At 55.4% G+C, this 14,932-nt stretch carries 14 protein-coding genes; 12 read left to right on the plus strand and 2 right to left on the minus strand.

The genetic code is table 11. From position 1 onward, the window contains the following. The first annotated feature begins 503 nt into the window (after positions 1-503). The 4 genes from DYY88_RS01810 (at position 504) to DYY88_RS01825 (ending at position 4,244) form a co-directional block, all read left to right on the plus strand. Positions 504-2,225 carry a M48 family metalloprotease gene (locus tag DYY88_RS01810; RefSeq protein ID WP_044150321.1) on the plus strand — a complete coding sequence of 574 codons (1,722 nt, stop codon included), beginning with the start codon at positions 504-506 and terminating at the stop codon, positions 2,223-2,225. 124 nt (positions 2,226-2,349) lie between these two features. Beyond that, positions 2,350-3,732, plus strand: coding sequence for a pentapeptide repeat-containing protein (locus DYY88_RS01815; RefSeq protein ID WP_130199295.1), 1,383 nt, complete (start codon positions 2,350-2,352; stop codon positions 3,730-3,732). Continuing rightward, the gene (locus DYY88_RS25000; protein ID WP_367889248.1) at positions 3,668-3,892 is read left to right on the plus strand and encodes a pentapeptide repeat-containing protein; all 225 of its coding nucleotides are present in this window, start codon (positions 3,668-3,670) and stop codon (positions 3,890-3,892) included. The genes DYY88_RS01815 and DYY88_RS25000 overlap by 65 nt, the downstream gene beginning before the upstream one ends. 61 nt (positions 3,893-3,953) lie before the next feature. Continuing rightward, positions 3,954-4,244, plus strand: a complete 291-nt coding sequence (locus DYY88_RS01825) for a nucleotidyltransferase family protein (protein ID WP_039724567.1) — start codon at positions 3,954-3,956, stop codon at positions 4,242-4,244. 94 nt (positions 4,245-4,338) lie between these two features. Here DYY88_RS01825 and DYY88_RS01830 read toward each other — a convergent pair whose 3' ends face one another. Both DYY88_RS01830 and DYY88_RS24825 read right to left on the minus strand, forming a co-directional pair. Then, a complete protein-coding gene (locus DYY88_RS01830) occupies positions 4,339-5,391 on the minus strand; it encodes a Fe(3+) ABC transporter substrate-binding protein (protein WP_039724923.1) in 1,053 nt (350 codons plus the stop codon). A 232-nt stretch (positions 5,392-5,623) separates the two neighbouring features. After that, positions 5,624-5,758, minus strand: a complete 135-nt coding sequence (locus DYY88_RS24825) for a hypothetical protein (RefSeq protein WP_302849221.1) — start codon at positions 5,756-5,758, stop codon at positions 5,624-5,626. Between the two features lie 266 nt (positions 5,759-6,024). Between DYY88_RS24825 and DYY88_RS01835 the strand changes: the two genes are divergently transcribed. From DYY88_RS01835 to urtE, 8 genes are all read left to right on the plus strand, one after another. Then, positions 6,025-6,642, plus strand: coding sequence for a PHP domain-containing protein (locus tag DYY88_RS01835; protein WP_236146259.1), 618 nt, complete (start codon positions 6,025-6,027; stop codon positions 6,640-6,642). Positions 6,643-6,740: 98 nt separating this feature from the next. Beyond that, positions 6,741-7,433 carry an urease accessory protein UreF gene (locus tag DYY88_RS01840; RefSeq protein ID WP_039724566.1) on the plus strand — a complete coding sequence of 231 codons (693 nt, stop codon included), beginning with the start codon at positions 6,741-6,743 and terminating at the stop codon, positions 7,431-7,433. A gap of 136 nt (positions 7,434-7,569) precedes the next feature. Then, positions 7,570-8,250 (plus strand): urease accessory protein UreG, encoded by a 681-nt coding sequence (ureG, locus tag DYY88_RS01845; protein WP_367889249.1) that lies wholly within the window; start codon positions 7,570-7,572, stop codon positions 8,248-8,250. 341 nt (positions 8,251-8,591) lie between these two features. Further along, positions 8,592-9,866, plus strand: coding sequence for an urea ABC transporter substrate-binding protein (urtA, locus tag DYY88_RS01850; protein WP_242517564.1), 1,275 nt, complete (start codon positions 8,592-8,594; stop codon positions 9,864-9,866). A gap of 347 nt (positions 9,867-10,213) precedes the next feature. Further along, positions 10,214-11,614, plus strand: coding sequence for an ABC transporter permease subunit (locus DYY88_RS01855; RefSeq protein WP_039724564.1), 1,401 nt, complete (start codon positions 10,214-10,216; stop codon positions 11,612-11,614). Positions 11,615-11,623: 9 nt separating this feature from the next. Beyond that, positions 11,624-12,799 (plus strand): urea ABC transporter permease subunit UrtC, encoded by a 1,176-nt coding sequence (gene urtC, locus DYY88_RS01860; RefSeq protein WP_039724563.1) that lies wholly within the window; start codon positions 11,624-11,626, stop codon positions 12,797-12,799. Between the two features lie 165 nt (positions 12,800-12,964). Then, a complete protein-coding gene (urtD, locus tag DYY88_RS01865; protein ID WP_039724561.1) occupies positions 12,965-14,086 on the plus strand; it encodes an urea ABC transporter ATP-binding protein UrtD in 1,122 nt (373 codons plus the stop codon). After that, complete coding sequence (gene urtE / locus DYY88_RS01870; RefSeq protein ID WP_207223282.1) at positions 14,083-14,835, plus strand: urea ABC transporter ATP-binding subunit UrtE; 753 nt, start codon at positions 14,083-14,085, stop codon at positions 14,833-14,835. The genes urtD and urtE overlap by 4 nt, the downstream gene beginning before the upstream one ends. The last annotated feature ends 97 nt before the right edge of the window (positions 14,836-14,932 follow it).

The raw sequence follows: 14,932 nt of genomic DNA on the forward strand, positions 1-14,932 counted from the left end.
GAGTTTAGCCTGAAGCGGGCACAAACACCACGACAGTTCTAGCCGCAACATCGACGTTGGCCCGGGTGAGGCCGCTCTAGAGGGGCAGAGTGAAGAGCGATCGCTTGGCCAAGCATCTCCCCTTGTAGGGTGTCATCTCGCCCTTTGGGCACGGCCCCGCTCAAGCGCAGCATACCCGGCATTTTCGTTGCTTAGGAATGGGAACTTAATTAAGTGTGAACAGCCGTCTCGGCTGTTCGAGCGCAGGCAAAATGCTGTCAAAAAACCTTGGGTTTTATAAAATCCTGATTCCTTAGCAGGTCATTCATCGCGTGCAGCAACGAGTTCCCAACACCTGGGGAACTCATCGCTTACAGCTTCGTCTAATGGCGTTAGCTTGCCCCCGTCTTAGAACCCTTTTTGCCGCGTGTTTTCTCAAGCCGCAACAAGGGCTCGGCGTCAGGGATGGAAGACGTTGCAAGCTAGAGTGAGAGCGTGGTTGTAGTGCAGTCAGGCAAAAAGCCATGAACAAAGGACGGCGGTTGATCGCTTGGTGTCTGGTAGGTCTTTTGATCTCCACTGGCTGGCAGTGGTTTGCCTGGGGCGGACAACCGGGCTACGCTAGTTCACCCCCCGTGCTGGCCCAAACCCCAGCGGAGGAGGCCCCGTCGCCCACCGCCTTGGAAGAGTTGAGCATCCCCGAGGCCAACACCTCAACCGACGATGACCCTGCTCCGACAACCGAAACCCTCGACTTGCCAGACTTTGAGCCCCAACTCCCCGTCGAAAGTTCCCCCGAAGAGGCTCCAAGCAACGATGACGAGTGGACCGACACCGATATCGAATCCACGGGCACCGACACGTCGCCGCCCAAAATCACGAAGCGTCAGCAGATTTTGATGACGGCGGATGAGCATTATTTGGCGGGGGATTACGCAACGGCGGAAGTCCTTTACCGCCAGGTGAAAGATGCCGTTTGGCGCATCGATCCAGCCTCGTTGCGGCCTGAGCCGATTACCGATCCGGCGGATTTGCCCCCAGCAGGCGCGGTGTATTGGCGCGAAGCCCAAGCGGGCTATGAAATGGGACTCACCCATCGCACCCTCGTGCCGCTGGAATTGCTGGTGGAGGAATATCCCGAATTTATTCCGGCTCAAGCCTTTTACTCTCAATATTTAATTGAAAACGATCGCGCCGCCGAAGCAGATGCCATTTTGGATCAGTCGCTGATGCTCTACCCGAGCCAGCCAGAACTGTTGCAGGCTCGCACCCAGGCCCAAATGGCCCTAGAGCAGTGGATCGAAGCGGCCATTACCGCCAAGCAGTTCGCCCTGTTGAATCCAGAGCATCCTGACCGCGACGAGATGGATGCGCTGAGTGCCCAAAACCTCGATCGCTTTCGGGCGGAGATGAATGAAGAATTGACCGGCAACTTGATCGGCAATCTCATCACGGGCACCGCCGGACTGTTGCTCACGGGGGGATTGATCGGCCCGTTCACTGCACTCAACTCCGCCATGATCTTGCTCCAGGGAGAGTCGGCGGTTGGCGCGAGTGTGGCGGAACAGGCCAAAGACCAGTTACCCATGCTGCGCGATCGCCAAATTGAGGAATACCTGAACCGCATTGGTCAAGAGCTAGCCAGCTTGGCGGGGCGCGACGAATTTACCTACGAGTTTTATGTGGTGGATGAGCCCGAACTGAATGCCTTTGCCCTGCCCGGTGGCAAGATTTTCATTAACGCCGGGGCCATTCTCAAGACCGAATCCGAAGCGGAATTGGCCGGACTCGTCGCCCACGAACTGGCCCACGCCGTGCTGTCCCACGGCTTTCAACTGGTGACGAATGGCAACCTGCTCAGCAGCATCGCTGGCGTGATTCCAATTCGGGAAGTCGGCGGGCTTGCGGCCAACCTGATTTTCAGCAGCTACTCGCGAGAAATGGAGCGCCAGGCCGATATTTTGGGCACCCAGTTGCTCTCGGCTGCTGGGTATGCTGCCGATGGCCTGCACAGCTTGATGATCACCCTGGAAGATGAAGTGGGCGATCGCGGCGGCGTGCAGTGGTTCTCGTCTCACCCCGCGCCGGAAGAGCGGGTCGATTATCTACAGCAGATTGTGGAAGTGGGTGGCTTTAACCGCTACGCCTACGAAGGCGTCGCCCCGCACCTGACCATTCAACAGCGGGTCGCCCGACTCGCCACCAAAGAACCCGAACCGGAGCCCACGATGGAGACCGTTGAATAGCGATCGCTCTGCACTCAGAGGTCGTAAATCTTGTGGAACTGTGGCCGTATCAACATAGTTGCCCATTTTGCGCCGACCGTTGGGGACTCGCCTACAATACCGATGACGGCAAGGCACAGGTGAGATGGCTCAATCGGGAAGTGGTGACACGCAAGGCGATCCGGTAGCCGCGATCGCTGAGCAGGTGTACAAAAACAGAGAAAAGCTACACCGTCCCGGCGACGCTGACAGCGACTGGCAAGCCGCCGAGCAAATCGTGCAAAGCCCCATTCAACGCCTACTTCTGCGGGGCAACAGTCAGCTGATTGCCAGATTGAATCCCAGCACTTACCAAATTCTCAAAGGTGGCGTCTGGGATGCTCCGAAATGGGCTTTGACCGGATTGCTAGTAAAGCTGCCCAAAGCGGAATGGGTGAAACTCTTGGCCGTGCCGCTAGCTGTAGCTGTTGCCGGTACGATCATCACCCGTAACTTTCAGCGCGAAGCCGAGCAAAACCGCATCCTCAAAGAATACTTCACCCTGCTCGAAACCTTCACCTTTGAACGCGAGTTGCTGACTCAGCCGCTGGATTCGGGTGTGGTGATTTTAGCCCGAGGTCGCACCGTCACAGCCCTGCGTGAACTGGATCGAGATCGCCGCGAGCAGCTATTCGCATTTCTAAGAGCCTCTGACTTGGCGACCATTGCTGCTGAGGAGCCCGCCGACAAGTCGGCTCAGAGCCCTGATACCGCGACGCCAAATGCTGAAGAGACCGAGGTGCTTACCGGAGAAACCATCCAGAATCCTGACGAATTGGCCGAGAATCCGGAAGCAGCAGATGAGAATGCGGCCCCCATTCCAGAACCCGTCATCAGCTTCCGAGACCAAGACTTGTCAGAGATGGATCTACGCAATGTCAATTTGAGCAATCTCGATTTTCCATTCACGAATTTTCGTGAGGCAAACCTGGAAGGTACTAATTTTAATGATGCCAACCTACAAAACGCTATCCTTTGGGGTGCTAGCTTACAGAAGGCTTACCTTTGGAATACTGATTTACGAGACTCTTCCCTTAGCAAGGCTAACTTACAAGACGCTAGCTTGTGGAATGCTAATTTACAAAAGGCTTATCTCGGGGAGGCCAACTTACGAAACGCGATGCTTTGGAATGCCAACTTACAAAGCGCTATTCTTCGGAATGCTAATTTACAAGGTGCTGAACTTCAACAGGCAAACCTACAAGACNNNGCGATGCTTTGGAATGCCAACTTACAAAGCGCTATTCTTCGGAATGCTAATTTACAAGGTGCTGAACTTCAACAGGCAAACCTACAAGACGCTAACCTCGGGCAGAATCTCATAAGCCTTGAGCAGACAAACTTACAAGACACTAACCTCGGGGGTGCTAACTTACAAAACGCGATGCTTTGGAATGCCAACTTACAAAGCGCTATTCTTCGGAATGCTAATTTACAAGGTGCTGAACTTCAACAGGCAACTTCAACAGGCAAACTTACAAGACGCTGATCTTCAGGATGCCAATCTAGAATTCGTTAACCTTGCAGGTGCTGATCTTAGGAGAGTCTCTTACCTGACCGAAGAACAGCTTGCTGAGGCAATACTTTGCGGAACGAAGCTGCCGGATTACATAGAGTTGGATGGAAACCGCGATTGCAACACGCCCTAATCGGCCTGCGATAATTGACAGGCAAGCGCTTCATTCCCAATGCTGATTTAGAGACTGTCAGGTGGATAAGCAACAGGTGTTGGATAAACTCGCTGCCCACAAAGATAGCCTCGACGAATTTGCGGTCAAGGCCCTGTATTTATTTGGTTCGGTGGCGCGAGATGAGGCCACTCCAGACAGCGATATCGATTTTTTAGTAGAGTTCGATCGCCCGGTTGGCCTATTCACCTTGCTAGCGTTGCAGACCTACTTAGAAGATCTACTGGGCTGTTCAGTAGATGTGGGCACGCCCAGCTCTTTGCGGCCACATCTGCGGAAAACCGTGTTGAAGGAAGCCATTCGTGCCGTTTGAAGGAGCCGGAATGGTGGGGCGGGTCGCCTGACGGTTTACTAAGACAACATCAGCAACCCACCCCGATCGCTACTGGACTCAGACTAGCAGTGACCTATTCCCAGCCGACACGATCTGCCAGTTGCAGCGCTGCCGCCGCATTTCTGCCATAGGCTTCGACATTGACATCATCGGCAATGAAATCACCAAAGCTGGCCAGAACTGGGTCAAGCTCAGTCCCCTCGACCACCGGGTACTCAGAATTGCCTTGAGCGAAAAACGCTTGAGCGGTCGGTGTAGAGAGGTATTCGAGGAAGGCGATCGCCCCGTCAGGGTTAGGCGCCGTTTGGAGTACGCCTGCGCCACTGACATTGACGTGAGTGCCCCGGTCTGACTGGTTCGGGAAGAAGATGCCGACTTTCTCGAATACTTCTTGATCCGCCGGGTCATCCGACTTGCCCAAGCGAGCCAGATAATAGCTGTTGGCGAGCGCGACATCCCCGAGACCGGCTGCCACTGCCTTGATTTGAGCTGTATCGTTGCCTTCCGGCTCCCTCGCCAAATTGCTCGCAAAGCCTTCCGCCCATTCTTCAGTCGCTTCCTCACCGAGGGTTTCAATCATTCCCGCGATCAGAGAAATGTTGTAAATGTTGCCTGAGGTTCGCACCAAGATCCGGCCACCCCATTTGGGCTCAGCCAAAGCTTCATAGGTCGATAATTCTGTCGGATTGACGCGATCGCGGTTATACATGATGGCCCGCGCTCGCGTCGAAAAGCCAAACCAGAGGTTATCCGGGCTGCGCAGATTCGCTGGGATGCGCTCTTCGAGAATAGAAGAACTCACCGGCGCAAACAGCCCCTCTTGCTCCGCACGCCACAGTCGGCCGGCATCAACGGTCATGTAGATGTCAGCCGGGCTATTAGCGCCCTCGCTCAAAATCCGCTCTCGCAGTTCGTCACCATCGCCCTCAATCAGATTGACGCGAATCCCGGTCAACTCAGTGAACCCCTCGTACAGCGCATCATCGGTGTTGTAGTGGCGCGATGAATAAAGGTTGATCTCGCCCGTTTGAGCGATCGCCCGCCGAGGCCGATTGAGTTGAGCGGCGGTGAGGGCGAGGGTAGCACCTCCAGCCACCAAAAATGAGCGCCGGGTGAGTTTGTGCATGGACATGACTTCCGTTCGAATCCTTATTGAGAATAACTACGATTAAAACAACTAGCGCACATCCTATCACTATTGCAAACGACTCTCTACAATTTTTCTCGGAATTTGGACTAACTGGGCTTGCATATTGACACCTAAGCTGATTTTTTGACGATTTAGCAGGATTTTTTTGTGGTGTGCCGCCTAACCTTGATCAGATAGAGTGGCAACAAGCTAGCGATCGCTCTAGTGACTAAGCTGATTTGTTTTCACTGAAATAGCGATCTTGCAGAAAAGTATTCTCAATTAAGCTGGCGATCGCCACTCCCGCCCGCAGAGGCTCCGAGGCGTTCGTCCCTGAGCCCCCTTGGGTGCCGACGTCAGGCAAGACAATGCAGAGCCGACAACACCGGACAAAGAATTTTTCTATTTAGGAAAAAATAAGAATTAGTTATACGTAAACTTTTTTCGACGGCTATATTAGATAGAGATAAAGAAATTTAGTGAGAAATATAGTCGGTAAGGTCAATCATGGTAACCAGCCCCGTCCAAATAGGCGTCTCGGCTAGGGCATTGCAGAGAGATGCTCTAGAACTTCGAGGAATATTTGAGACGGTAGACGAAACGAGCTGTCCCGGCAGGCTGAATTTTCATATGCACACCCATCATTCGGATGGGCAACTATCAGCCGAAAACCTGATTGAGCAAGCCATTCGCCTCGGTTTACGAGAATTTGCCATTACTGACCATCACACCGTCAGCGGCTTTCGCAAAGCCAAGCAATATTTAGAAGACTGGCAATGGAAAAATCCGGCGCCGATTCAGCGGCGCGGTCGTCACAAAGGAACAAGACGGTTACCGCGTCTGTGGACGGGGGTCGAAATCACCTCCCTGCTAGCCGACGTGGAAGTGCATATTTTGGGCTATGCCTTTAAGCCCGGTCACGCGGCAATGCAGCCCTATCTCAACCACTGTTCCCCGCGAGGGCACGACCAGCAAGCAGCGCAAGTGATCGCGTCGATTCAGGCGGCGGGGGGCATTGCGGTGCTGGCCCATCCTTGTCGGTATCGGCGATCGCCCGAAGAGTTGGTCGCGGCCGCCGCCGACCACGGCATCGATGGCATTGAGGTTTACTACGCCTACGACAATCCCAAAGAGTGGCGCCCCTGCCCCAAAAAGACGCCCACCATGCGCCAGCTGGCCGAAGACTTTGACCTGCTCAAAACCTGTGGCACTGACACCCACGGCCCCAACCTGACCCGGCGCATTTAACGCGATCGCGGCTAAATCCGCTCTCGTTTTGTGCCCACCGTGCGCTACTGTCAATCAACGCTAAACTCGGGAAGCATGACGGGTATGGGGGTTGGAAGATGAATGCGCAATTAACGGGTGGCAAATTGCTGACGCTGTTGCAGCTATCGAGTCCGGCGTTGCCCATCGGGGCTTACAGCTATTCCGAAGGCGTCGAAACCCTAGCAACTCAGGGCACAATCGCCACCAGCGCCGATCTCCTGCACTGGCTCACCCAAGAACTTAGCAGCGGCAGCATTCGCCTCGAAACCGCCATCCTGCGTTGGAGCTACGTTGCTGCCAGCCAGGCCCAGTTTGAGGCAGTGGACCGCTGGAATCAATGGTTGTCAGCATTGCGCGAAACGGCAGAAATGCGATCGCAAAGCTGGCAAATGGGACGATCGCTGCTGCGCTTGTTTGCCGATTTGGAACCGGAATTGACGCGACAGTTGCCCGACCTCGCGCGCCAGGGCAACTGTAATTTTGCAATCGCCTACAGTCTGGTGGCTCAGGCTTGGCAAATTCCGTTAGAGGCAGCCGCGATCGCCTTCCTCCACAGTTGGGCTGCGAATCTCATCAGCGCCGCCGTCCGCGCCGTACCCCTGGGCCAAACCCAAGGGCAACGCCTCCTCCAGCAGTTAACGAAACCGATTCAGACTGCACAGGCAGACATTGCCACCATGACTGAGGCCGATCTCATGGCCTGCAATTGGGGCGTTTCCCTCGCGAGTATGCAGCACGAGGGACTATACAGCCGACTGTTTCGCAGTTAGCAGCCTGCCTTCGCCCACATAGTCCGGTTGGGTTCAGCCAGTTATTACGAAAATGTCTGTCCTGACAGTTTGCCAAACGGCAGTCGTTATAATGCCTGCCAACCCTATTTGCTCTTTCAAAATTGAGGATAATTTCGTGACGAAACCGTTTCGGGTCGGGGTAGCTGGCCCCGTGGGCTCTGGCAAAACTGCACTGATCGATGCGCTCTGCAAAGCCATGCGCGACGAATTTAACCTTGCGGTGGTGACCAACGACATCTACACCCAAGAAGACGCCCAGTTTTTGGTCCGCAGCGAGGCGTTGGAGCGCGATCGCATCATCGGCGTCGAAACCGGCGGCTGCCCCCACTCGGCCATTCGCGATGACGCCTCGATCAATTTAGAAGCGATCGATCGCCTGGTGGAGCAGTTTGACCCCGATATCGTATTTGTCGAAAGTGGTGGCGACAACCTCGCTGCCACCTTTAGCCCTGAACTGGTGGAGATGACCCTGTATGTGATTGATGTCTCGGCGGGAGATAAAATTCCGCGCAAGGGAGGGCCGGGGATCATGAAATCAGACGTGTTAATCATCAACAAAATTGATCTTGCCCCCTACGTCGGGGCCGATTTGGAAGTCATGCGACACGACGCCCAAAAGATGCGCGGCGATCGCCCCTTCATTTTCGCCAACCTAAAAACCCGCGAAGGCCTCAACACCGTCATTGACCTGATTCGCCATCAGCAAAAACTCGGCCCCAGTCCGGCAGTGGCTAGCGCAGCTCAGGAGTTTGCCCACGTGCACTCTCACGGTCATTCACATTCCCATAGCCATTGAGCAAGCAGCGACGAGCGATCGCCCATACACAGCCTCCAAGGGCACAAAATCCCCTTAAATTCTTCTTAACCCTGGGCAAAAAACAGCATTTTGTATCGTGGACTACATTTAAGTATTTACCCTGACTTTAGTATCACCATGCAATTACTGTGGCGAAGCATAACGGTTTGGCATCCGCCGCTGGTTAGATCTGGAGATGGAGTGACTCTGTATTGAGAACTCTCCGGGGCTAAGCTCACAGTCACTTTGCTACGGTTAAGCAACTTTTTGAGTCAGGAGCGACGGCACGAATGACAAATCGATTTGGAAGACGGAAGTTTCTCATATACGGATCCGCCACCATGGGCACAGCAATGCTGCTCAAGGCTTGTGGAGCCCCCTCCGACACCACAACTGAGGAAGCTCCCGCCGAAGGCGGCGAAGAAACCGCAGCCGCAGGCGGTGATGGCGAAACCATTAAGGTCGGCATTTTGCACTCCCTGAGCGGCACCATGGCGATTAGTGAAACGACCGTGGTGGATGCAGAAAAGCTGGCTATCAAAGAAATCAACGCGGCTGGCGGTGTGCTCGGCAAGCAGATCGAATATGTCGAAGAAGACGGCGCCTCTGACTGGCCGACATTCGCTGAAAAAGCGGAAAAGCTGATCGACCAAGACCAAGTGGTTACGGTCTTTGGCTGCTGGACATCGGCGAGCCGCAAAGCGGTACTACCCGTGTTTGAATCGAAGCAACATCAGCTTTGGTACCCGGTGCAGTACGAAGGCCAGGAATGTTCTCAGAACATCTTCTACACCGGGGCTGCCCCCAACCAGCAAATTGAGCCTGCGGTGGACTGGCTCCTGGAAAACAAAGGCACCGACTTCTTCTTGGTCGGGTCTGACTACGTCTTCCCCCGGACGGCGAACACCATCATCAAAGAGCAGCTGGCCGCGAAAGGTGGCAACACCCTCGGTGAAGACTATCTGCCCTTGGGCAACACCGAAGTTACCCCCATCATCACCAAGATCAAAGCCGCAATGCCCGAAGGTGGGGTGATTTTCAACAGCTTGAACGGTGACAGCAACGTCGCCTTCTTTAAGCAGTTACAGGGCGCGGGCATGACGCCGGATATGTATCCGGTCATGTCTGTCAGTGTGGCGGAAGAAGAAGTCCGCCAAATCGGCCCTGAGTTCTTGGTGGGCCACTACGCCGCTTGGAACTACTTCCAAACTGTGGAGTCCCCCGAAAACGAGAAGTGGGTGGCTGACTTCAAGGCAGAGTATGGTGACGATCGCGTGACCAACGACCCCATGGAAGCGGCTTACATCATGGTTTATCTGTGGAAGCAGGCGGTCGAAGCGGCTGGCACCACGGATATCCCTGCAGTGCGCGAAGCGGCTTATGGTCAAGAATTTGCGGCGCCTGAAGGGCCTGTGACCATGAACCCCAACCACCACATCTCGAAGACGGTGCGGATTGGCCAGGTGCGCGACGACGGTCTATTTGACATCGTCTCTTCGACCGATGGCCCCATCGATCCGGTGCCCTGGAACCAGTACGTGCCCGAAACTAAGGGCTTTGCTTGTGACTGGTCTGATCCTGAAAAGGGTGGCAAGTACGAAGTTGAAGGCGCATAACTAGCCACTTTGAGCGGTATGTAACCTGAAGTAAAGGAGAGCACAACTTTGCCATGGGTGGCGAGCGGTGGCTCTCCTTTTTTATTGGTAACAAAGGCAACAGTAATGGGCCTTTGGGCGGGGTTACATAGCTAGCGAATGATGTTTTTAGGCTTGTAGTCGGTCGATAACTCAGTGGGTGGATGTTTGATCGCCATTCATTGCAGTGATGGCAAAACTTCCAGCCGGTCAGGGTAGAGACAGCTTTTCTAGGGTCTGGCCGCGCATTCATGGCGTTGTAGTTTCACGGACTCAACACGCAAGACATTTTTTGATGTCAAACAAGCACACAAACCGCAGGTAACAAGGTGATTGAGGGACTGCTTGGCGGATTATTTAACGGCGTCAGTATCGGGGCGGTGCTCTTGATTGTGGCGCTGGGCCTGGCGATCGTATTTGGCCTGATGGGGGTCATTAACTTGGCCCACGGCGAATTAATGATGCTCGGGGCTTACACCACCTATGTGGTACAGAACGGCGCGGCGGCGATCGGGGGTGGAGCACTGGAAATTTATTTTTTGGTGGCGCTGCCAATCGCCTTTTTGGTGGCAGCGTCGGTGGGGCTGTTGCTCGAACGGGGGGTGATTCGCCACCTGTATGGGCGACCGCTGGAGACGCTGCTCGCCACCTGGGGCGTCAGCCTGATTTTACGGCAGTTTATCCGCAGTGTGAGCTGGTCGCTGGTGATTGGCTTAGTGATTTTTTGCGTGCTCTTTTTTGGCGGACGGTGGATTTTGCAACGTCAGGCCAACTGGGAGCGGTTGAGCCGCATTGCCAATCCGGTGGTACTGATGCTGTCGGGAGCGATCGCGATCGTCACGGGGATTGTGATTAACCAAAGCGGTAATACCAATCTGATTCGACCTTGGTTTGGGGCGCGTAACGTCGATGTGACTGCGCCCAGCTGGTTGCGAGGTGGGGTATCCATCAGTGGCGAGTTCGCTTCGCAACTCTATTGGGCTGTCACGGTTGGGGTGTGCTTATTTGCCCTGTTGTGGATCGTGGGCTATTTCGCATTTATCCGGCCCGAGCGGCGCATTACCGAACGGCTGGATAACGATCGCGTCGTGGTCATTGCCTCGGCACTGATTGGGGCCATCCTGGCGCTGCTCACCTTTTTCACAAATCAGCCCCCGCGACCAGACTGGTTTAGCAGCGGGGTGCCCTTACAGTTTCCCTACTCTCGCTTATTCATCATTGGCCTGACGATTGTTTGCCTGATTGGCGTTTACTGGTTTCTCAACGGCACGGCTTGGGGCTTACGCATCCGTTCAGTCACGCAAAACCGCAAAATGAGCGCCTGTTTGGGCATTCCCACCGAAAAGGTTGACGCCCTGACCTTTGCTCTGGGCTCGGGGTTGGCGGGCATCGCGGGCTGCGCCGTGACCCTGCTGGGCTCAGTGGGTCCCAACTTGGGCGGCAACTACATCGTGGATGCCTTCATGGTGGTGGTGGTCGGCGGCGTCGGCAAGTTGGCGGGTAGCATTGTGGCGGCACTGGTGATCGGCATTGTGACCTACCTGATTGGGTCTGGCACGATCGCGCTCCTGCTGACCCCCTTCCCTGCTTTACAGCCCGTGACCGACTTCTTCACCTTCTTCGCCACCACGAGCATGGCCAAGGTGATGGTATTCGCACTGATTATCGCGTTCCTGCAATGGAAGCCCGCTGGTATGTTTCCGCAAAAAGGCCGCTCGGTGGAGGTTTAAGAGAGAGTTATGGTTACCGATACTCCCGTTCGGCCTCGGAGAGAGGTCAAAGCGCAAAAGTCGCGCCAACGTACCCTGGAAATCGTTGGCATTATTGCCTTTGTGGTGCTAATGGCAGTCATTTTGCCACTCCTGTTAAGCGGCTTTCGGCTGGGGCTGCTGGGGCGCTTTTTGTCTCTGGCGATCGTGGCCCTGGGCATCGATCTCATTTGGGGCTTTACTGGCCTGTTGAGTTTAGGCCACGGCATTTTCTTTGCCCTGGGCGGCTATGCCTTTGCCATGTTTTTGCAGCTCAATAGCTTGGGCGAAGGACAAATTCCCGAGTTCTTTGGCCTGTATGGCGTTGATACGCTGCCCTGGTTTTGGGAACCGTTTGCCTCGCTGCCCTTTACCCTGATCGCGATTTTTACCATTCCCGCCATCGTCGCAGGGCTGCTGGGCTACCTGGTGTTTAGGAACCGGATTCGCGGCGTGTATTTTTCCATCTTGACCCAGGCGGCCTTGGTGGTGTTCTTCAACCTGTTCAACGGTCAGCAAAAGTGGATTAACGGCACCAACGGCCTGAAGACCGACACCAGCGTCTTTATGGGCCAAGAGGTGGGCAGCGATCGCATGCAGATGACCTTTTACCTGATCACGGTGGTCATGCTGGTGCTGATGTATCTGCTCTGTCGCTGGCTCACCAGTGGTCGGTTTGGCCGCTTACTGGTCGCCATTCGCGATGACGAAAACCGGGTGCGCTTCTCCGGTTACGACCCGACGGGCTTTAAGGTGCTGGTGTTTGCAGTGTCGGGGGCGATCGCGGGCATCGCCGGAGCCCTATACACGGTCCAATCCGGGATTGTCTCGCCCCAGTTTATGGACATCGCCTTCTCGATTGAAATGGTAATTTGGGTCGCCGTGGGCGGTCGCGCCACCCTGGTCGGGGCCATTCTCGGTGCGCTGCTGGTGAACTGGGCTAGAGCGCTGCTGAGTGAGAGCTTTCCCGAAGTGTGGTTGTTCTTCCAGGGGGCTTTATTCCTGCTGGTGGTGACCGCGCTGCCGGACGGCATTGTGGGCTGGCTACGCAACCAAGCCCCCGACGGACTGCGATCGCTCATGGGCAAACCGGAGCCGCTGATGACGTATCCCCAAGTCGAACTCGACCCCGACGTGCAACAGGAGCGATCGGAAATCTCCGAATAACCTGTCGCCCATTTCCCGCAGGGGGCAACACATTCCCCATATTGTCCGTAGGGGCGAGGCATTCTCGGAATTACGATGCACTGGTGACCATATCCTTGCAAAGAGAATGCCTCGCCCCTACAGCAGCCCCCACCTACCTTCCCACCCATCCACCCACCCACTCCCATGCCACCCATCCTAGAAATCGAAAATGTCACCGTCAGCTTCGACGGCTTCAAAGCCCTCAACGACCTCACCTTTTCGATGGCCGAGGGCGAACTGCGCGTCATCATCGGCCCCAACGGCGCGGGCAAAACCACCTTTCTCGACGTGATTACGGGCAAAGTGCAGCCCACCGAAGGCCAGGCCCGTTTTAAGGGCAAAGACCTGAGCAAACAGGCCGAGCATACCATCGCCCGGCTGGGCATTGGCCGCAAGTTCCAAACTCCTCGGGTGTATCTGAACCTCACGCCGCGTGAGAATTTGGAACTCTCCTGCAACCGCGACAAAAACGTCTTTGCCACCCTATTTACCAAAACTCCCGCCGCCGAAAAACGCACCGTGAGCGGCCTGCTGGAAACCATTGGCCTCGACCACAAAGCCGACGTGCCCGCCGCCCTCCTTTCCCATGGGGAAAAGCAGTGGCTGGAAATCGGCATGTTGGTGGCCCAGTCTCCTGACTTGCTACTGGTGGATGAACCCGTGGCCGGATTGACTGACGAAGAAACTGAGCAGACGGGCAACCTGCTGATGTCGCTGGCCGAGAGCCACTCCATCATCGTGATTGAGCACGACATGGAATTTGTGCGCCAGATTGCCCGTCAAGTGACCGTGCTGCACCAGGGCTCTGTGCTGTGCGAAGGCACCATGGACGAAGTGCAAAACGATCCCCGCGTGATTGAGGTCTACCTGGGACAAGAAACCAGCGTCACGCCAGAGCAACTGCTGCAACTGCGCATTGCGGCGACAATGGCCTGGGCGGACGACAATTTCGACCCCATCCAGCAAGACCTGATTCTCGATCGCCTCAGTCGGCAATTTGCCGGCGATTCCCACGACCAGGCAGAACTCAAAGACACCCTGGGTAACCTCCTCGCCAAAGAGATTCCCCTAGAGGACTTGGTGCCCCAGCTCAAATCGACAGCCGAACGGGAGCAAGCCCTGATGCTGAGCTACGCCGTCATCAGTTCCAACCAAATCAACGAAACCGAAGCCTCGGTCTACCAAAACTTGGTTTCCCTATTAAACTTGCCGCCGGAAACCGTGAGCCGTCTTGAAGCCGCCGCCCTAGAGGACTTGAAATCATGACCAGTACTGTCCCTGCTCCCGTTGCTGAAACTACCGGGCAAACGCCCATGCTCCAGGTCTCGGGGTTGAACTTCTTTTATGGCGAAAGCCACATTCTGCGGGATGTCGATCTGACGGTGCCGCGCGGCCAGATGGTGTGCCTGATCGGGCGCAATGGCGTGGGCAAAACCACCATGCTCAACAACATCATGGGGCTGTTGATGCCCCGCACGGGCGATATTCAATTTGATGGTCGCTCTGTGCTCCGCGACTCGCCTGACAAGCGCGCTCGCATGGGGATTGGCTATGTGCCCCAGGGCCGAGAGATTATCCCGCGCCTGACGGTGGAAGAAAATCTCATCATCGGGCAAGAAGCATTGGGCGATCGCGGTCAAAAGTCGAAGGAAGTGCCCGCCGAGATCTTTGAGCTGTTCCCCGTGTTGGAAACCATGCTCAACCGGATGGGGGGCGACCTCAGCGGTGGTCAGCAGCAGCAGCTCGCGATCGCCCGTGCCCTCATGAGCCAACCCCAACTACTAGTACTGGATGAACCTACCGAAGGCATCCAACCCTCCATTATTTTGGACATTGAGGCGGCGGTGCGGCGCATTATCGAAACCCGAGGAATCTCTGTCCTGCTGGTAGAGCAGCACTTACACTTCGTGCGCCAGGCGGACTATTACTACGCCATGCAAAAGGGCGGCATCGTTGCCTCTGGTTCCACCTCAGAGTTGAGCAATGCGGTCATTCAGGAATTCCTCGCGGTGTAGCGATCGCCCCCATTTTGTCGCCAGTTTATCCCAGCAGAGGGCCAGAACTCCTTACACTATGGACTGAGGCATAGAGCAAATTCAATGCTCGTGCTGG

Origin of the sequence: Leptolyngbya iicbica LK, assembly GCF_004212215.1 — a bacterium.
Classification (GTDB): Bacteria; Cyanobacteriota; Cyanobacteriia; order Phormidesmidales; family Phormidesmidaceae; genus Halomicronema; species Halomicronema iicbica.